The 18,144-nt window shown below is 66.8% G+C and carries 15 protein-coding genes; 5 read left to right on the top strand and 10 right to left on the bottom strand.

The features are described from left to right. Window positions 1-20 precede the first annotated feature (20 nt). Genes ACN27F_RS16785 through ACN27F_RS16810 form a run of 6 tightly spaced genes read right to left on the bottom strand, consistent with a single transcriptional unit; the run spans window position 21 to window position 7,428 of the window. A complete protein-coding gene (locus ACN27F_RS16785) occupies window positions 21-1,910 on the bottom strand; it encodes a dipeptide ABC transporter ATP-binding protein (protein ID WP_421434456.1) in 1,890 nt (629 codons plus the stop codon). Further along, complete coding sequence (gene speB / locus ACN27F_RS16790) at window positions 1,907-2,878, bottom strand: agmatinase (protein WP_421434457.1); 972 nt, start codon at window positions 2,876-2,878, stop codon at window positions 1,907-1,909. The genes ACN27F_RS16785 and speB overlap by 4 nt, the downstream gene beginning before the upstream one ends. Before the next feature lie 25 nt (window positions 2,879-2,903). Beyond that, window positions 2,904-3,800 (bottom strand): ABC transporter permease, encoded by an 897-nt coding sequence (locus tag ACN27F_RS16795; protein WP_421434458.1) that lies wholly within the window; start codon window positions 3,798-3,800, stop codon window positions 2,904-2,906. A 7-nt stretch (window positions 3,801-3,807) separates the two neighbouring features. Next, on the bottom strand, window positions 3,808-4,761 hold the full coding sequence (locus tag ACN27F_RS16800) for an ABC transporter permease (RefSeq protein WP_421434459.1): 954 nt from the start codon (window positions 4,759-4,761) through the stop codon (window positions 3,808-3,810). A 28-nt stretch (window positions 4,762-4,789) separates the two neighbouring features. Continuing rightward, a complete protein-coding gene (locus ACN27F_RS16805; protein ID WP_421434460.1) occupies window positions 4,790-6,349 on the bottom strand; it encodes an ABC transporter substrate-binding protein in 1,560 nt (519 codons plus the stop codon). 50 nt (window positions 6,350-6,399) lie between these two features. Beyond that, window positions 6,400-7,428: a Gfo/Idh/MocA family protein gene (locus tag ACN27F_RS16810; RefSeq protein WP_421440265.1), complete on the bottom strand. Its 1,029-nt coding sequence runs from the start codon at window positions 7,426-7,428 to the stop codon at window positions 6,400-6,402. A 251-nt stretch (window positions 7,429-7,679) separates the two neighbouring features. Here ACN27F_RS16810 and ACN27F_RS16815 point away from each other — a divergent pair, with 251 nt between their 5' ends. The 5 genes from ACN27F_RS16815 (at window position 7,680) to ACN27F_RS16835 (ending at window position 12,671) form a co-directional block, all read left to right on the top strand. Next, window positions 7,680-8,657 (top strand): ATP-binding cassette domain-containing protein, encoded by a 978-nt coding sequence (locus ACN27F_RS16815; RefSeq protein ID WP_421434461.1) that lies wholly within the window; start codon window positions 7,680-7,682, stop codon window positions 8,655-8,657. Next, on the top strand, window positions 8,654-9,472 hold the full coding sequence (locus ACN27F_RS16820) for an ABC transporter permease (RefSeq protein ID WP_421434462.1): 819 nt from the start codon (window positions 8,654-8,656) through the stop codon (window positions 9,470-9,472). The genes ACN27F_RS16815 and ACN27F_RS16820 overlap by 4 nt, the downstream gene beginning before the upstream one ends. Before the next feature lie 53 nt (window positions 9,473-9,525). Then, window positions 9,526-10,545, top strand: coding sequence for an NAD(P)-dependent oxidoreductase (locus tag ACN27F_RS16825; protein ID WP_421434463.1), 1,020 nt, complete (start codon window positions 9,526-9,528; stop codon window positions 10,543-10,545). Between the two features lie 73 nt (window positions 10,546-10,618). Then, a complete protein-coding gene (locus tag ACN27F_RS16830; RefSeq protein ID WP_421434464.1) occupies window positions 10,619-11,641 on the top strand; it encodes an NAD(P)-dependent oxidoreductase in 1,023 nt (340 codons plus the stop codon). A 13-nt stretch (window positions 11,642-11,654) separates the two neighbouring features. Beyond that, window positions 11,655-12,671: an NAD(P)-dependent oxidoreductase gene (locus ACN27F_RS16835; RefSeq protein ID WP_421434465.1), complete on the top strand. Its 1,017-nt coding sequence runs from the start codon at window positions 11,655-11,657 to the stop codon at window positions 12,669-12,671. 773 nt (window positions 12,672-13,444) lie between these two features. On the opposite strand, the gene ACN27F_RS16840 is transcribed toward ACN27F_RS16835, so the two are convergent. The 4 genes from ACN27F_RS16840 to ACN27F_RS16855 form a co-directional block, all read right to left on the bottom strand. Then, window positions 13,445-13,573, bottom strand: a complete 129-nt coding sequence (locus tag ACN27F_RS16840) for a hypothetical protein (protein WP_421434466.1) — start codon at window positions 13,571-13,573, stop codon at window positions 13,445-13,447. 288 nt (window positions 13,574-13,861) lie between these two features. After that, window positions 13,862-14,956, bottom strand: a complete 1,095-nt coding sequence (locus ACN27F_RS16845) for a sulfotransferase (protein ID WP_421434467.1) — start codon at window positions 14,954-14,956, stop codon at window positions 13,862-13,864. After that, window positions 14,953-16,314: a glycosyltransferase gene (locus ACN27F_RS16850; protein ID WP_421434468.1), complete on the bottom strand. Its 1,362-nt coding sequence runs from the start codon at window positions 16,312-16,314 to the stop codon at window positions 14,953-14,955. Before ACN27F_RS16850 ends, ACN27F_RS16845 begins: the two co-directional genes overlap by 4 nt. After that, a complete protein-coding gene (locus tag ACN27F_RS16855; RefSeq protein WP_421434469.1) occupies window positions 16,311-17,678 on the bottom strand; it encodes a cytochrome P450 in 1,368 nt (455 codons plus the stop codon). The genes ACN27F_RS16850 and ACN27F_RS16855 overlap by 4 nt, the downstream gene beginning before the upstream one ends. Window positions 17,679-18,144 lie beyond the last annotated feature (466 nt).

Here is an 18,144-nt window from a genome sequence, read left to right on the forward strand (position 1 = left end):
CTGTGCGAGACGGGACGTTGTCAGCGGGCCGCCGCAGCACCCCCAGTATCCAGGCTGCCGGCCTCGGGCATGACGAGGGTGTCGCGGAGCAGCATCTTGGTGTACGGGTGTTCCGGGTTGTCCAGAACCTGATCGGCTGGGCCGGCCTCGACGACGACACCGTTCTGCAGCACGACGACCGAGTCCGCGATGGCGCGCACGACGCCGATGTGGTGCGTGATGAACAGCAGGCTGAGGTTCTCCTCGATCCGCAGCTTCACCAGTAGCTCGAGTACCGATGCCTGGATCGAGACGTCCAAAGCGGAGGTGATCTCGTCACAGATCAGCACGCGGGGCCGGGCGGCGAGCGCACGGGCGATCGCGACGCGCTGCCGCTCACCGCCGCTGAGCTGCGCCGGGTAGCGCGTCTCGTAGTCGGTGGGAAGAGAGACCTGGGAGAGTAGCCGACGGACCTCCTGGCGCTGTCGCGTCGCCCCCTTGGCTATCCCGAAGGTCTCCAGCGGCCGGGTGATGATCCGGCCTATCGTGTGGCGCGGGTTCAGCGAGCCGTACGGGTTCTGGAAGATGTACTGGATCTCGCGGCGGGAGACCTTCGTACGGGATCTGGATGGCCACTGCATCCGCTTGCCGTCGTAGTGGAGCCGACCATCGACGGCCTCCTTGTGCAGTCCGCTGACCGCCCTGGCCAGGGTGGTCTTGCCACTGCCGGACTCGCCGACGAGCGCGACGCACTCGCCCTCGCGCACGGTGAGGTCGACGCCGAACAGCACCCGGCTCTCGTTGTAGCGCTTGCCGTAGCTGATGTCGACGTTGCGAACGAAGAGCAGCCCCGGTTCCCGGCGCTCCGGCGGCGTCCAGCGCGGACCGGTGTCGGCGGGACGGGCATAGCTGGCCGCCAGAACGACGTCCGTTCGCCGACATCGCGACGTGTGGCGGAGCCCGATCTCGACGGGCTCGGGGGTGGCCACGAGGCATTCGCTGACAACCAGGTCGCAGCGGGCCGCGAACGGGCAGCCGGTGCCGCGCTCCTTCGGGTTCAGCGGCGTCCCCGCGATCCCGACCAGCTTGCGGCGCTGCTCTACCGTCGGCGTGGCGAGAATGAGACGGCGGGCGTAGGGGTGCGCCGAGGCGGTGAGTATCCGGTCAGCCGGGCCGTCCTCGACGATCAGCCCGGAGTACATGACGGCGATCCTGGTGGCGATCGTCCCGACGACCGTCAGGTCGTGCGTCACGTAGACGGCGGCGACACCTTCCTCGGCGATGACCTCGCGGATCGTGTCGAGTACGGCCGCCTGCGTCGTGACGTCCAGGCCGGTGGTCGGTTCGTCGAAGACGATGACCTTCGGCCGGTTGAGCATCGCCATCGCGATGGTGACCCGCTGCAGCTGTCCACCGGAGAGTTGGTGCGGGAACCTCTGCAGAAACTCCTTCTTAGCCGGCAGCTTGACGCGCTCGAGCAGTTGCCGGATCCGGTCCCAGTCGGCCGACCTGCGGGTCCACCGTGACTCGCCCATGGTCTCGGCCAGCTGCATACCGATTCGCAGCGCCGGGTTCAGGGCCGACATCGGGTCCTGCGGGACGTAGGAGATCACCCGCCCACGGGCGCTTCGCCTCGCCGACTCGGTGGCCGTGACCATCTCGACGCCGGCTACCTTGACCGACCCGGACAGGGCCAGGTTCTCCCGTGCGAAGCCGAGCAGCGAGAGTGCGAGCGTCGTCTTGCCCGAGCCGGACTCGCCCACCAGGCCGAGGACCTCACCGGCCCGCAGCCCGAAACTGACTTCCCGGACGATGTCGTACGGCTCGCGGGCGTCGACCGTGACGGTCAACCCCCGGACATCGAGTACGGACTCGTCGGAGGTGGCGGCCTTGCCGCCGTCCTTCGTCGAGAAGAGGGCGCGGGCGGTCATGACTTTGCCTTCGCGAACATCGCCACGAGCTCGAAGGCGGCTACCGCGGCGGCCATCGACGTCAGCTCCGCATGGTCGTAGGCCGGTGACACCTCGACGATGTCGGCGCCGACGATGTTCAGGTCGGCCAGTCCGTGGAGGATGAGCTGAAGCTCCCGGGTGGTCAGGCCGCCCGGCTCGGGGGTGCCGGTCCCGGGGGCATGCGCGGGATCCAGCGCGTCGATGTCGATGCTGACGTAGACGGGATTGTCGGCCACGCGGTCGAGCACGCGGTCGATCGCGTCGTCGACGCCGCGGCGCGCGATATCCAGCGTGGAGACGATGGCGAAGCCCAGCCGCCGGTCCTCGCTGAAGTCGTGCGGGCTGTAGACGTAGTTGCGGATCCCCACGTGCGCCGAGCTGTGCAGGGCGAGGATGCCCTCCTCCGCGGCCCGCCGGAACGGCGTGCCGTGCGTGTACCTCGCTCCGAAGTAGGTGTCCCACGTGTCCAGATGCGCGTCGAAGTGCACCAGCGAGATCGGCCCGTGCTGGGCGTAGGCCGCGCGCAGCAACGGTAGTGCGATCGTGTGGTCGCCGCCGATGGTGATGATCTTGGACACCCGGTCGTAGAGCGCCGTCGCGGCGGCTTGCACCTCGGCGACGGCCTCCGCTATGTCGAACGGGTTGACCGCCACGTCGCCGGCATCGGCGAGCTGCAGTACCTTCCACGGTTCGACGTCGAGTGCCGGGTGGTAGCTGCGCAGCAACTTGGAACCCGCGCGGATCGCCTGGGGCCCGAAGCGGGCGCCGGGGCGGTACGAGACACCGCTGTCGAACGGCACACCGAGGATCGCCACGTCTGCGCTGGAGATGTCCTGCAGACGGGGCAGCCGGGCGAAGGTGTCCGGCCCGGCGTAGCGGGGGACCCTGGTTGCGTCAGGCGGGCCGATCGGCAGGCCCGACACCCCTGGTCGTGACTCGTCACTCATTGCCACACTCCATTCCACATGCCACTCACCGGCCGTCGGCCCCGGCCGCGGCCACCGCGAGGCCGTCGCTGACCAGGTTGGCTCCGACGGTGACGACGATGATCGCGATGACCGGCAGCAGTACCGCCATCGGCGTCGTGAGCAGGCCGGCCTGGTTCTCCTGAATCATCAGGCCCCAGTCTGCGGCCGGCGGCTTGACGCCGAGACCGAGGTAGTTCAGACCGGCGACGGACCCGAGCGAGAGGGTGTAGCGCTGCCCGGTCTCGACCGACAACGGCACGAGGATGTTCGGCAGGATCTCAGAGAAGAGGATGCGGCGAGTGGGTGTGCCCGTCGCCTCGCTGTAGCGAACATAGTCGGACTCGGCGACGCCGACCGTCGCGGAGCGCACCACCCGCGCGGTATGCGGGAACAGGCCGACGCCGACGGCGACGACGAGGACCCAGGTCTGGGCGCCGGCAACCGTGATGACCAGGAGCGAGAAGGCCAACCCGGGGAAGGCCATCATCAGGTCGACGAAGCGCATGAGAGTCTCGTCGACGACCTTTTTGGTGTAGCCGGCGACGAGTCCGATGGTGGTACCCACGACGACGCCCAGGACCGTCGCGAGCGCGCTGACGACGAGCAGATCGCGACCACCGGAAAGGAATCGTGTCCAGACGTCGCGGCCGATCCGGTCGGTGCCGAAGAGCGCTTCGTCGCTCGGCCCGGCGAACGGTATGCCGACGAACTCGGTGGTCGAGTAAGGGGCGAAGAATGGCCCGACGATCGCGAAGAGCACGACAGCGAGCACGGCTGCCAGGCCTACCCGAGTCCGTCCGAGTTTCAGCGCCCGCCGTACGAAGCCGTGCTGGCGTGCCACCGGTAAACGCGCGTCCACCGCGATGTGGCTGGTGGAAGGGTCGACAGCTTCTGTCGTCATCGGGGCCTCACATTCTCGTCCTGAGGCGAGGAGTGACGATCATGACGGCGAGATCCGTCAACAGATTCAATACGATGGTGAAGAAGGCCAGGATCACGACGAGAGTCTGGATGACCGGGAAGTCGCGACGACCGACCCCCTGAATCAGTTCGTACCCGACGCCCGGATACGAGAACACCGTCTCGACGATGATCGTACCCCCGGAGAGAAATACGAGTGTCAGCCCGAAGGCCTGGACGATCGGACCGAGGCAGATACGCAGTGCATGCCGGAAGATCACGGTTCGTTCGGGCAGACCTTTGAGGCGGGCAACCATCACGGCATCACTTTCCAGCGCCTCGATCATGGCGGCACGCACCATGCGTATGGGGTAGGGGATCAGCCCGAGCACCGAGGCGAGTACGGGAAGGGCGAAGAGATCGAGCTGGCTCCAGACGGAGGCGTTGGGGTCGAAGATACTCGACCCCGGAAATATCCTGAAGACGTTCGTTGCCAGGAAGTAGATTGTCAGAACAGCGATGGCGAAGCCCGGCATCGCGGCAAGGCTGAGGGTCAGGAACGAAGTGATGCTGTCCGCCAGGCGACCGGAGTGCACGGCGCTGTACACCCCGATCACCGTGGATATTGGAATGACGAGAATCATCACGAAGAGAGTCAGGAGCGCCGTGTAATAGATGGCGCTGCCGAGCAGTTCGGAGATGGGATATGGCGACATCAGAGAGTTGCCCCAGTCGAAGGTGACCAATCCCTTGAACCAACTGCCGTACTGTGCGAGCAGCGACTGATCCAACTGCATCTCGCGAGTCATCGCGTCCCACTGCTCTTGCGTGTACTCATCGCCGAGCGCGATGAGGCGCGGGTCGCCAGGAAGGACGTGCAGCACCGCGAAGATCACGACGGAGATCAACCAGAGGGTGATCACCCCGCTGATCAGTCGGCGAAGCAGGATCGAGCGGATCATAACGCCACCCGTCAGAGAAGGGGTTCTGCTAGCTTTCGAGCCACATGAGGCGGTAACGCCAGCTGCCGAGGTTCCAGCCGTTCGACTCCATCGGAATCACGCCCTTGAGCTTGTCGGTGGTCAGGTCGACGTTGCTCTTGAAGGAGTGGATGATGTCCGGGCCCGACTCGTAGAGCTTCGTCAACAACTGGCCGGAGTACTCGGCCTGCTTTGCCTCGTCAGTGGTGCTCAGCAGTTGGCTGTAGATCTCGTCGCCCTCGGCGTCGTTCCACAAGCTCTCGTTGGAACGACCGCCTTCACTCCAACGCTGCGACCAAGAACCGCCGACAAGTCCGGCCGCCCAGTAATTCTGCTTGAACTGGTCTTCCTTGTGGTTGGCGCTCCACGTCGCAGCGTCCTGGATGTTGATGTTCACCGTGACACCAGCGGCCTTGGCCTGCTCGGCGTAGACCTGCGCGGAATTGACCATGCCGCCGTTCTGGGCGCTCGTGTTGAGCGTGATCGTCAGCCCCTCGAAGCCGGCGTTCTTCAGCAGACTCTTTGCCTGCTCGATGTCCTGCTCGCGCTGCGGCAGGTCCGGATAGCCCGGGTCGCCGGGACAGGGCATGTCGTTGGCGATCTCACCCAGGCCGCTGTAGGCCTGCTGCACCATCTGCTCGCGGTCGACGAGCAGCTTCATGGCAAGACGGACGTTGGGGTCGCTGAACGGCGGGGAGTCCACCCGCATCGTGATCGGCTGGTAGAAGCCCGATTTCGTGATGATTGTGGCGAATCCGCTCGGGGGCAGTTGGGGAATCAGGGTGGAGTCGACACCGTCGATCGCGTCGACCTGGCCTGCGAGGAGCGCGGCCATCCGCGGCGTGTTGTCGGCGAAGTCGATGATCTCGAGTTCGTCGAGGTACGGCTGCCCCTCGCGCCAGTAGTTCGGGAAGGCCGTGTAGGTCGAGCGTGCACCGGCCTGGAAGCTCTGCATCACCCACGGCCCGGTGCCAACCGGCTTGGCCGGGTCGAAATCGGTAGGAAGAATGCTTGTCTGCGACGACCCCCAGCGGGTGGGGAGCAGCGAGTCCGGGGTCTTCAGGGTGAGTTCGACCGTGAGGTTGTCAAGCTTTTTGATGCCGTTGGGGTCGATCGACGCCAACGAAGAAGCCGCCCGGCCCGGGTTGTCCGGATCCAGGATGCGCTGCAGCGAGAAGATGAGATCGTCGGCGGTCAGCGACTTGCCGTGGTGGAACTCGACCCCACTGCGCAGACGGATCGTCGCCACCGTGGCGTCAGCGTTCATCTCGAACGACTCGGCCAGTGCCAGCTCGCGGCGATAGGGCAGATCCGGCGCGAGCAGCGCGAGGCTGTCGGCGATCTGCTGGCCGCGGCCCTGGTCGGTGTCCGATGAGGTGAAGTGCGGGTCATAGATGTTGCCGGAACTGCCGATCACGCCGACGCGAAGCTTGCCACCCCTCTTGGGGGTCCCCGCCGAGGCGGAGGCGGAGGGCGAGGGCGAGTTGCCGCCGCAGGCGGCGATAGCCGCGAGAGTGGCCGTGCCGACACCCGCTGCCAGTAATGAACGGCGGCTGAGTCGTGGACTCATGTGACACCTTCCTATAGATAGCAAGTGGTGAGACTGCTGAGGATTTCGGGTCAGGCAGGAGCGATCTGCTCCAGAACGTCGAGATTTCGTGCTCCGTCCTCGCCCGTCGCGTAGGCGACGTCTTCGCCGAGGAATGCGGCTGTCACCGTTGCCAGCTGCGCCTGAGCGGAATGGGGGGTCTCGCCGGTGATGTCTTCCATGCCGCCGTCGACGCGGTGCAGGACGACCTTGCCCTGCCCGGTCGGCGAGGTGTCGGTGGCAACGAGCGCACCCTGCGTGCCGACCACCTCGACGAGAGTGGTCGGTCGGTAGTAGCTCGCCGTCGCGGTCAGGGTCGCCAGCACGTCGCCGGAGAACCGCAGCGCCGCGACGGCGAGATCCTCGGTCTCGTACCCGCGTTGGGCGGCGGTGAGGCCGCTCGCGGACTCCACCTCGCCGAGCAGCATCCGGAGCAGGTCGAGGTGGTGGGTGCCGATGTCGGCCAGCACCCCCCAGCGCGCAGTGTCTTTGTGGCCGCGCCACGTCTTGGGCGCCGAGTCACGTCGCATGCCGTAGAGGCTCCGGGCGGTCACGATCCGCCCGATCGCACCGGTGGCGATCAGATCGCGCATCCTGAGGTGGCCCGGGACATAACGGGCCTGGTAGCCGGTGGCGAGCTTGACCCCCGAGGCCTGCGCATGCTTGACCAGTTCCCAGCCCTCGTCGGCGGTGAGGGCGAGCGGCTTCTCCAGCAGGACGTGCTTGCCGTGCCGGATTGCCCGCGTGGCGTGTTCGACGTGCAGGAAGCTGCTGGAGGCGATCCAGACGGCGGCAACGTCGGGGTCGGCCAACAGATCGTCGATGTCGCCGTACCCGCGGGGGATCGCTGCCCCGGCCGCGAATGTCGCTGCCCGCTCCTGGCTGCTGCTGGCGACTGCGACCAGACGCGCGGCCGGGGTCTGCATGACCGCTGGAACGCAGACGCGCGCTGCGTAGCCGGACGTGCCGACCAGTCCCCACCCGAGGTACGGCGTTGCCGTCATCTCCGCCCCCAACGTTGTGCATAATCGATTGCGCCGATCCTGAGCGCAAAACGGCACGTCGCGCAAGGCGTGTTACGTACTACTAACCTGGCGGCCAGGTTGTTAACGTGATCGACTCTTTGGCCGCAGCTCGACGTGGGTACGCGCCGGTACCAGCGGCGCCCCAGCTCGGCGCCAACGTCGATACCGCCCCAAAAAGGTCCGAGTCGGACGGCCCATCGCCGGGCTCACCCCTCCCTTGCGAAGTGACGCGGCGCCTGTGCATACTGTCCCCACGCATAATGCATAATCGACAACGGTTGCTGTCGGTGGCCACGTTGCTCGCGAGGGAGATCATGCAAGAGGGCGTCTTCACCGAGGATCTGTGCAAGCGGTTCGGTGACTTCCGGGCCCTGAACTGCGTGAACCTCGTAGCGCCGGCGGGAACCATCGGCTCGATCCTGGGTCCCAACGGTGCCGGAAAAACCACCACCATCCGGATCCTCACCACACTGACCACTGCGGACTCCGGCCGCGCCTTCGTTGGCGGCCACGACGTTCACGCCCGGCCGCACACGGTTCGGTCGATCATCGCGCTCACCGGTCAGTTCGCCGCGATCGACGGGAGCCTCACCGGACGCGAGAACCTGATCCTGATCGCTCGCCTGCACAGACAACCGCGCCGGCTTGCCAAGGCGAAGGCCGACGAGCTCCTGGAACGATTCGAGTTGACGTCGGTCGCCAGCCGACCCGCCCGGACCTTCTCCGGCGGGATGCGACGACGTCTCGACCTCGCCATGAGCCTTATCACCGCGCCGCAGGTGCTCTTCCTCGACGAGCCCACGACGGGTCTGGACCCGCCGAGCCGTGAACGTCTGTGGGAGGTGGTCGAAGACCTCCGGGACAACGGCACCTGCGTCATTCTGACCACCCAGTACCTCGAAGAGGCCGACCGTCTCGCCGACAGCATCACCGTGATCAACCATGGTAGGACCGTTGCCGTCGGAACCCCGCCCGAACTCAAGCTGGCCTACGGCGGCGAGATCGTCGAGGTGCATGCCACCAGTGACGCCGACGCGCATCGGGCGGCGAAGTCTCTCGCGCTCACCGCCGGCCTCGACGACTCGGCCGTGACGTTGAACGTCGGCTCCGCCCGGGCTCGATTCCGGGTCCAGTCCGGCACCTTCACCGTCGCGACCGCCGTCCGTGCCCTCGATGCCGAGGGGTTGAGTTTCACCGACATCAACGTTCATCGCGCAACCCTGGACGAGGTCTTCGACGTCGTCACCGCGACGGAGCAGCCATGAGTCCCGTCCGCAGTCGGCCTGTGGACGGCGGTGTCACACTGCGACGCTACGTCACCTTCCCGCACGCGCTCGAGAACGTCGGGACCATCGCCCACCGAAACCTGCTGAGCTTCTGGCGGAATCGGCAACTGCTGGCGCTGTCTCTGATCCAGCCGCTGACCAACATGGTCCTGTTCGCGTACGTCCTCGATCAGGTCGCGACCGTCTCGGGCATGCCCTACCGGCAGTACGTCATTCCGGGTGTGCTCACCCAAGCGGTGATGGTCCAGGCGATGAGGACCGGTGTCGCGGTTTCCCATGACGCGGACGCCGGCATCAACGACCGGTTCCGCACCTTGCCTATCGCGCGATCGGCGGTGCTCCTCGGACGCACGCTCGGAGATACAGCGAAGAGTGCCATTCAGATCACCATTCTCATGATCGTCGCCGTCACGGTCATCGGCTTCCGTTTCGATGCCGGTTTCCTGCGTGGGGCTGCGGCGACGGCGGTCATCGCGTTGTGGGCCTTGGCCGTGACCTCGTTCTCAACCTGGGTCGGGCTTGCTGTACGCGACGGCGAGACGGCGCAGACCTGGCTGATCACTCCGACGTTGCCGCTCGTCTTCGGCAGCTCCGGATTCGCGCCCATCGCCAGTATGCCCGACTGGCTGGCGGCCTTCGCGCGCGTGAACCCGGTGTCGTCCGTCGTCGACACGGCCCGCGCTCTGACCCACGGGGGACCACTGCTCTCGTCGTTTCTGCAGTACCTGGCCTGGACCGTGGGACTCACCGTCGTCTTCACCGCGTTGGCGGTGAGGCGTTTCATGCGGGATTAGTCGCGCCGGACGGCAGGACCCAGCACTTGCAGGAATTCACAGAGGAGTAGCCGATGCGACCAAGGATCTTCGTATCACAACCGATTCCCCAGCCAGCGCTCGACCTGATGGCCGAGGTCGCCGATCTCGAAGTCTTCCCCTGGGTGCATCGCGAGGTTAGCATCGACGAACTTGAGAGCGCGGCGCAGCGCAGTGACTACTTTTTCATCATGCACACGGTGCCGATCCGGGCGCAGTACTTCCGCCCCGGTTGCCGGCTCAAGGGCATCGGTATGCAGATGGCCCGCGAGGACCTGCACGATCTAGCGGCGATGCGGGCCGCTGGTGTGAAGCAGATCATGTCCAAGCGGAGCACGCCGACGGATGATCCGGACGGCTACAGCTTCGACGGTTACGGCCTCAATCCGCGGGCGACCGGGCAACTGATGGTGGCGCTCTTGCTGAACTGCGCCTACCGGGTGAACGACGCCGACATGTTCTGCCGGGCAAACGGCTTCTTCCAAGAGATGACGATGCAGTTCATGGGCCAGGGCACCACCGGCAAGACGGTCGGCCTCTACGGCTTCGGCAAGGTGGCCAAGCAAGGTGCGCGGTTACTGAAAGAAATGGACATGACCATCTTGTACACCAAACGCACCCGCCTGAGCGCCGAGGAGGAGGCCAAATGGGGTGTCACGTGGTGTGCCGACCCGGACGACCTCATCGCGCGGTCCGACTACCTCTGCCTGCTCGTCGACTTCGACGACAGCAAGCTGAAGATGTTCGGCGAGCGCGAGTTCGCACTGATGAAGCCGACCGCGTACTTCATCAACGTTGCCCGCGGGCGGCTGGTGGACCAGGACGCCCTCATCGCCGCGCTTACGGACGAGACCATCGCCGGAGCCGGTCTCGAGGTCTTCTGGACCGAACCGCCGAACGTCGTCGACGCCTACGTCGACGAGGCGTTGCGCAAGATGGACAACGTCGTCCTGACCCCCCACAACGGCGGCGCCACCTACGCCTCGCGTGGTGCCCAGACGCAACAGATCGCCGAAGCACTGGTCGAGGAGATCAAGGCCAACTGGACGGGGTGACACACCCGACCGCGCGACGTCGGAGCCGACGTCGCGCGGCGGTGAGGCCTAGCAACTTCGAAAGGAGTCTCCGGTGCGTCCCCGAATCTTCGTAACTCAGCCGATCCCCCAACCTGCGCTCGACCTGATGCGCGACCACGGCGAGGTCGAGGTCTTCCCATGGACCCACCGCGACATCAGTCTCGATGAATTGGCGAGTGTATCCACGCGTTCACACTACCTGTTCTGTATGCACGAGACGCCTATCCGCGCCTCCCTGTTCGACTCTGAATCGCAACTGGTGGGTATCGGGTATTCCGGACCGATCCCCGAACTGCACGACCTCGATGCGATCGCCGCCTCCGGTGTGCGGATGCTCACCGCCGGGCGCCCCTCGCCGCCCAAGGATGATCCGGACGGCTTCACCTGGGACGGTTACGGTCTCAACCCGCGGGCGACCGGGCAACTGATGGTGGCGCTCTTGCTGAACTGCGCCTACCGGGTGAACGAAGCCGACATGTTCTGCCGGGCAAACGGCTTCTTCCAAGAGATGACGATGCAGTTCGTGGGCCAGGGCACCACCGGTAAGACGGTCGGCCTCTACGGCTTCGGCAAGGTCGCGAAGCAGGCTGCCCGCCTGTTGTCGGCGATGGATATGGAGGTCCTGTACACAAAGCGCACCCGCCTGACTCCCGCCGAGGAGGCGAAGTGGGGTGTCCAGTGGATCGGCGACCCAGACGAGCTCATTTCGAGGTCAGACTACGTCTGCATGCTGGTCAACTACACGGCCGACAACGTCGAGTTGTTCGGCGAGCGCGAGTTCACACTGATGAAGCCGACCGCGTACTTCATCAACGTCGCGCGCGGTCGCCTCGTCGATGAGTCGGCACTGATCAGGGCGCTGCAGGACGGCACCATCGCCGGCGCCGGCCTCGAGGTCTTCCGCACCGAGCCCCCCGTCGTCCACGACGCCTACGTGCCGGCGGAATTCCGCAAGATGGACAACGTCGTCCTGACCCCCCACAACGGCGGCGCCACCTACGCGTCGAGAGGTGCACAGACCCTGCACACCGCGCGTGCGATCGTCGATGACATCAAGGCCAACTGGAAGAGCTGAGAAGGAGTAACCTGTGCTTCCTAAGATCTATGTACCGCTGCCGATTCCCGATCCGGCGCTTGATCTGATGCGCCAGTACGGCGATGTCGAGGTCTTCCCCTGGACCCACCGCGACGCGAGCCTGGACGAACTCGCGAGCGCAGCCAGGCGCTCACACTACCTGTTCTGCATGCACCACACGCCGATCCGGGCATCCCTGTTCGGGCCCGGCTCCAAGCTCGTAGGCATCGGGACCTCCGGCTACCGGGCCGACCTGCACGACGCCGAGGCGATCAAGGCCTCCGGAGTCAGGATACTGGAGGCCAAGCGCCCCGAGCCGCCGGCCGACCCGGACGGGTACACGATGGAGGGGTACGGGCTGAACCCACGGGCGACCGGCCAGCTGATGGTGACGCTACTGCTCAACCTCGCGTACCGCGTCACCGAAGCCGACCACTATCTGCGCGGCGTCGGGTTCTTCCAAGAGATGACGATGCAGTTCATGGGCCAGGGCACCACCGGCAAGACGGTCGGCCTCTACGGCTTCGGCAAGGTCGCCAAGCAGGCGGCTCGAGTGCTCAGAAACATGGACATGACCGTCCTGTACAACAAACGCACCCGGCTGACCCCCGAGGAGGAAGCAAAGTGGGGCGTCGAGTGGGCCGAGCCTGACGAACTGTTTACCCAGTCGGACTACGTGTGCCTGTTGGTCAACTTCGAGGATGCCAACTACGAGCTCGTCGGTGCGGAGCAGTTCAAGTCGATGAAGCCGACCGCGTACTTCATCAACGTCGCCCGCGGCCGCATCGTCGATGAGTCGGCCCTGATCAGGGCGCTGCAGGACGGCACCATCGCCGGCGCCGGCCTCGAGGTCTTCCGCACCGAGCCGCCGCTCGTCCACGACGCCTACGTGCCGGCGGAATTCCGCAAGATGGACAATGTCGTCCTGACCCCCCACAACGGCGGCGCCACCTACGCGTCGAGAGGTGCGCAGACCCTGCACATCGCGCGCGCGATCGTCGATGACATCAAGGCCAACTGGAAGGCCTGAGCCTGTGGCGCCGCGAGCGGCAACGCAGCCAGGTCGTTCAACAACACGGCCGAACATCGCCACCAGCACACACCCCGCGCCGGCGTCGAGCCTGCCCTCGACGCCGGCGCGGGCACCAGGAAGACAGGTCGCACGGCAACTCGCCGACACTGTCCTGATCGTGCTGGCTGTCTGGGTATGACCCGAGTTGGGTCACGTTGAAGATCATTTTCTGATCTCGGCGCTGTGACCTGCCGTGTTGCTCGCGAGTGTCGAAATCTGCGCACTACCCGACACCCTGACCTCGGCACGATGTTCCATCTCGGCGACTTCCCTACGCCCAGGAAGAGACACGGGCATCCGATGTGGATGACCAAGCCTACCGGAAGAGCCGCAAGGGTCGCCGACCACGACGTGCCCACCAGGACCCACGCCGGCGGATGCCAGGTATCCGCCCACCCCGACACGCCGCCATCCAGAGCGAAGGCGCTCCTCCGGCCCGGGGCGCTCAACGGGCGGCACCGCTGCCACCAGCGGAAAAGCCGCACCGATCGTCGTACGCACCACATGACCCCAGTCGGGTCACTCACGGTGACCAGGGAGCTGGAGCCGGCCCGGGTAACACGGGATCTCCATCGCGAGTGGACTCTGGCACACCTCAAAAGCCAAGGATGACGTCAGTCTGGCTCCACTCGCCGCGGACATGACGATGGCTGGACGGAGGCAGCACGACGCAGCGCCCGAAATGGGCAGGAGGTGACATCACATTCGTGACCGTGCGTGATTACGCCGGCTCATCCACCGACGGTCAGCCGCCGTCCAGCCGGACACAACGGGCTCAGCGGCAGCAGGCAACGGGTAAGCCGGCAGCCGAGCACGGCGGCGGCATGGTGCATCCCGACCCGGGCCACGTTGACGATCACCTTCCGATCTCGGCGCGGCGACCTGCCGTGAAGTATCCGTCAAGCCGACGCGCCGCTATCCAGTGCGAAGGTGCTCCTGCAGCGGAAACGCCGCACCGATCGTCGTACGCACTACATGACCCAAGTCAGGGCGCGGGCACCAGGAAGACAGGTCTCACGGCAACTCGCCGACACTGTCCTGATCGTGCTGGCTGTCTGGGTATGACCGGCGGAGCCCGTCCAGTACGAGGACCATCAGTGTCGCCGGTCCCACGGCCGGCGGTCATCTGTCTACTCAGCCGGCAGACCTCACGTCGGTACGGCGAAGTCGGGCACGTTGATCGTCGGATGCTCGGCGAGTACCGCGCGTGCCTGGGCGTACTCCTCGTCCCGCAGCGCCGGTGTCCCGGCACGTTGCCGGTTCGCCCGCGACAGCAGGGTCCCTGCCTGGGAATCGGCTTCGAGCGTCTCGTACGCCACGTCGATCTCGTCGGCGGGCAAGCCGCAGTAGGCCAGCAGCGCGGCCAGCGTCGCTATCGGATCAGCGGTGAAGTCCTCGTACCGAACCGGCAGCAAGGACCCACCGGCGCGGCTCAACCGCAGGCCGGTATCCATGGTGGATAGCCAGGTGAGCAGGTACGCCTCAACCGTGGTGGGTTGGCGTTGGTGCCGGACCGCGAAGGGCATCAGCAGCGGTGCCTGGGCGACGACGTACCGCAGGAACGTCTGCCGCTCCTGCGGACCGGGCAGGTGGGCGGTGAAACCCTCGTGCATCGACTCCAACCACCGCTCGGCGTGCCGGTAGAGGAACAGGCTCCGCGCGTCCGGGAAGACCTGCTGGAACAGGTCGGCGAGGTGGATACCGCCGGCGCGGAACTTCACCGACAGCGTCCCGGCGCCTCGGCCGAGCAGCCGGGTGCAGCTCCTGATCAGCTTCGCGTACTCGTCGTCACGAGCGGGATCCTCGTACCGCAGCACGGCGATCTGGGTGAAGACGTCGGGCTCGGAGTAGCTACGCACACCGCACACCGCCCCGAGCGCATGGCTGACCGCGGTGGAGCCGCAGCGTCCGACGGAGTAGACGCAGATCAGCCGCGCCGGGTCCGGCACCTCACCAGCGATGCGGTGCAGTGTGTCGTACGGCACGGTGAACAGTTGCCGGGCGTGCTGGTACTGGGCGAGGTAGAGAAACGGTGCCATGGTCAGGTCGACGCCCGGGGTGGTCTCGACGAAGTACGCCAACTGATCGTCCGTGTCGAGGCAGTAGAGGCTGACGTCCGGGCGGTACAGCAGGTCCCGCGCCGGTAGCTGCCCGTCCGGGCGGACGACGAAGTTCTGTGGTACGGCGGGGAAGAACTCGCTCGGCGCCACCTTGTCGAGAATTCGCAGCACCTGTGCGTTCATACCGTCTCCAGTGGTCGCTCGGCGCGGCCGGCCAGGTCGCGCAACAGGTCCGCCGCGTGCCCCACACCGCCCGCTCTGCGGCTCTGCTCGCCCCAGTAACGGCTGCGCTGCCGGAAACCGTCCTCCGACAGCAGCCGGTGCAGTTTGCTGGCCACCTCGTCCGGATCCACCCGTGGCGGGTGGTCGAGGGCCAACCCGACGCCCGCGTCGACCGCCCGGGCCGCGATGTCGTAGCAGTCCAGCCAGAACGGGGTGAGCAGCATCGGTTGTCCGAAGTAGATGCCTTCGTGGAAGCCGTTTGCCCCGCCGTGGCAGACGAAGGCCCGCACGTTCGGATGGGCGAGCACGGCCAGCTGCGACGGTATCCACTCCTCGACCCGGATGTGCGCGGGCAACGGACCGGTCAGCGCCGCGCGTCGGTCGGCCGGAGGTTTCCACAGCACCTGGTGCCGTGGACCGATGCGGCCAAGTGCCTCGGCGAACGCGTCGAGTTGGGCGGCGGAGAGTGCGGCCAACGTACCCAGACCGACGTAGACCACGCTGGTCTGCTGGTCCAGCCAGTCGGTCAACTCGTCGCGAGGCTGGTCGGGCGGGGTGCGGACCTCGGGCACCATCGCGCCCAGCAGGTGCACGTTGTCCGGAGTGGGAAAGGGGTACTCCAGCCCGAACACGGTGTAACCGAAGACGGCGACCGCGGCAGCGGCGTACTTCGCGGGATCGCCGGAGGCATTGGCCAGTCCCTGGGCCCGGCGCCGCCAGGCCGGCCCGGCCACCGCCCGCAGCAGCGCCAACTGCAGCCGTACGCGGAACAGTGCGTTGGTCAGCTTCTGCCCGGTGGTCAGCTGGCGGCCGAGCCCGGAGGCCGGCGTCGGATAGTCCCACGGCAGGCGGCTCAGATAGGCGGCGCTGACCGGGTACGGCACGCTGAGCACGTACGGCACGCCCGCGGTCGTCGCCGCGTCGAGCGCGCCGAGGCTCAGCACGTCGATGACCATCAGCCGGGGATCGACCCGGTCGATGTGCGCCAGGGTCCGCTGGTAGACCTGCCCGGTCGCGCCGGCCGTACGCGTGGTCCGGGCGAGCGCGGCCACGCCGGCGGTGGTGCGGGGTCCTCGGGTCATCGCGGCGTACAACTCGCCGTCGACCCGCATGGCTACGTCCGAGCCGGGCAGGTATCGAAGTGGGCTGCCGGTCGCGGCCGACTCGACCCGGTGCCGGGCGTCGGCGTCGACGCTGAACCAGAGGTCGGGTTCCCCCCGTCGGGACATCTCGGCGGCGATGGTCAGCAGCGGGTTGAGCTGCCCTGCGTGCGACGAACTGGCGAACATGATCGGTCTGCGCGGCGCGGCCCGGGTCATGGCTTCAGCCGTACCGGCAGATGGTCGTAGCCGCGCAGCACGCGGGTCGGCCGGCGCCTCGGCGCCCCGCCGAGCGCCAGGTCGGGGTATCGCTCGAACAGGCTGCGCAGTCCGATCTCGCCTTCGAGCCGGGCCAGGTTGGCGCCGAGACAGTAGTGTGCCCCGCTGGAGAAGGCGAGATGGTCACGCGCGTTGCTCCGGGTCACGTCGAAGCGGTCCGGGTCGGCGAAGACGGCCGGGTCCCGGTTGGCGCCACCCGGCATCGGTATGACGATTTCGCCCCGACGCAGCCGTACCCCGGCCACCTCGGTGTCGACGCGGCAGTACCGACCGGTCGTCTGCACCGGGGAGTCGTAGCGCAGGATCTCCTCCACCGCGTTGGGCCACCGGTGCGGCTCGGCGCGCAGCAGGGCGAGTTGCCCAGGGTGGGCCAGCAGCAACGCCGTGCCGGTGCCGAGCAGATTCACGGTCGTCTCGAAGCCGGCCGCCATCAGCAGGCCGGCGAGGGCGACCAGCTCGTCGTCGGTCAGCTGTTCGCCGTCGCTGTCCAGCAGCACCAGTTGGCTCAGCAGGTCGTCGCCGGGGTTGGCGCGCAGGCGGGCGAAGTGTCCCCGCAGCCAGTCGTTGAGCTGCCGGATACCCGCCTCGACGCGCCGGAACTGGCCCAGGGACAGTCCCAGATCCAGCGCCGGCGACAGGGCCGCGCCCCAGTCCAGGAACCGTTGCCGCAACTGCGGCGGTACGCCGAGGATCTCCGCGATCATGGTGACCGGTAGCAGGCCGGCGTAGTGTGCGACCAGATCCACCGGCCCGCCGTCCGCGGCGGCCCGGCCCAGTTCGTCGAGCAGGTCGGCGCAGTGCCGCTCGACCCGGGGCCGCAGGTTCTCGACCGCCCGCGCGGTGAAGACCTTGACGACGAGCCGGCGGTAACGGGTGTGCTCCGGTGGGTCGGTGACCAGCATCGACGGTGGGTCGATCGGCCCGATCGGCATCCGTCGCCGGCCGAGAGCGCGCAGCAGCGCGACCGGGGCGGGCAACGGCAGCGTGTCCGGATTCACGCTGAACGCGTCGCTGCGCAGCACCTCGGTGACCGTGTCGTGTCGGGCGGTGCTCCACATGAGGTGGCCGCGTACGAGCGCACCGGTGTGGCGGACCCGGTGGTAGAACGGGTACGGGTCTTCGCGGATCGCCGGGTCGAGGAAGTGGCGGGCCTGCGCATCGCCCCGGCGCGCGGCGGCGGCGATGCCGAGCCGCAGCAACCCGTGCCGGGCCGTCCACCGCAGCAGGGTTCCGGGCCCGTCCTTCGACGCGCGCACCGCCCGGTGCGCGATGCCGGTCTCGGATCGCCGGCCCAGTGCGTCCACCCGCCCCAGTCCCTTCCCGAAACAGCTGGTGAAACGGCTCCGCCTGCCCCGATCAACGCAAAGAAGTCGCGTGCGGTGACCGAATTACTTATACCGTAGTCGATGGTCGAGGCGCAACGGTCCAAGATTGCCTGGCACCAGCGGTGAAGTGATGAAGATTGACTTTCGACGATGACATCGAGTCACTTATCGGGTACGCTGACCCGGAGTGATCAACGGAAGGCGGTGGCGTAAAGGCGCAGCTCGAATAGGTTGTGCTGCGCGCACGTCAGTAGGTTGTGCTGCGCGCACGTCAGTAACCGGTGCCAGGAACAGGTAGCCGGCTTCGCACGACCTCCGCCGCCGCGCGGTCCGTCCGTGGCGGCCAATTCAGGCTGCCGCGATGTCACCTGCACAGCTGATCCCGACACCATCACGAGCGATCACCAGAGTCCCAGGTCAGTGAGCGGTAGCGAGCAGAAAGGTG

This window comes from Solwaraspora sp. WMMB335 (assembly GCF_049179075.1).
Lineage (GTDB): Bacteria > Actinomycetota > Actinomycetes > Mycobacteriales > Micromonosporaceae > Micromonospora_E.

Excerpts from the sequence above, each read along its gene's own strand:
- ACN27F_RS16785 (WP_421434456.1), bottom strand. The coding sequence starts at position 1,910 with ATGACCGCCCGCGCCCTCTTCTCGACGAAGGACGGCGGCAAGGCCGCC.
- ACN27F_RS16825 (WP_421434463.1), top strand. The coding sequence starts at position 9,526 with ATGCGACCAAGGATCTTCGTATCACAACCGATTCCCCAGCCAGCGCTC.
- ACN27F_RS16805 (WP_421434460.1), bottom strand. The coding sequence starts at position 6,349 with ATGAGTCCACGACTCAGCCGCCGTTCATTACTGGCAGCGGGTGTCGGC.
- ACN27F_RS16820 (WP_421434462.1), top strand. The coding sequence starts at position 8,654 with ATGAGTCCCGTCCGCAGTCGGCCTGTGGACGGCGGTGTCACACTGCGA.
- ACN27F_RS16795 (WP_421434458.1), bottom strand. The coding sequence starts at position 3,800 with ATGACGACAGAAGCTGTCGACCCTTCCACCAGCCACATCGCGGTGGAC.
- ACN27F_RS16800 (WP_421434459.1), bottom strand. The coding sequence starts at position 4,761 with ATGATCCGCTCGATCCTGCTTCGCCGACTGATCAGCGGGGTGATCACC.
- ACN27F_RS16850 (WP_421434468.1), bottom strand. The coding sequence starts at position 16,314 with ATGACCCGGGCCGCGCCGCGCAGACCGATCATGTTCGCCAGTTCGTCG.
- ACN27F_RS16845 (WP_421434467.1), bottom strand. The coding sequence starts at position 14,956 with ATGAACGCACAGGTGCTGCGAATTCTCGACAAGGTGGCGCCGAGCGAG.
- speB (WP_421434457.1), bottom strand. The coding sequence starts at position 2,878 with ATGAGTGACGAGTCACGACCAGGGGTGTCGGGCCTGCCGATCGGCCCG.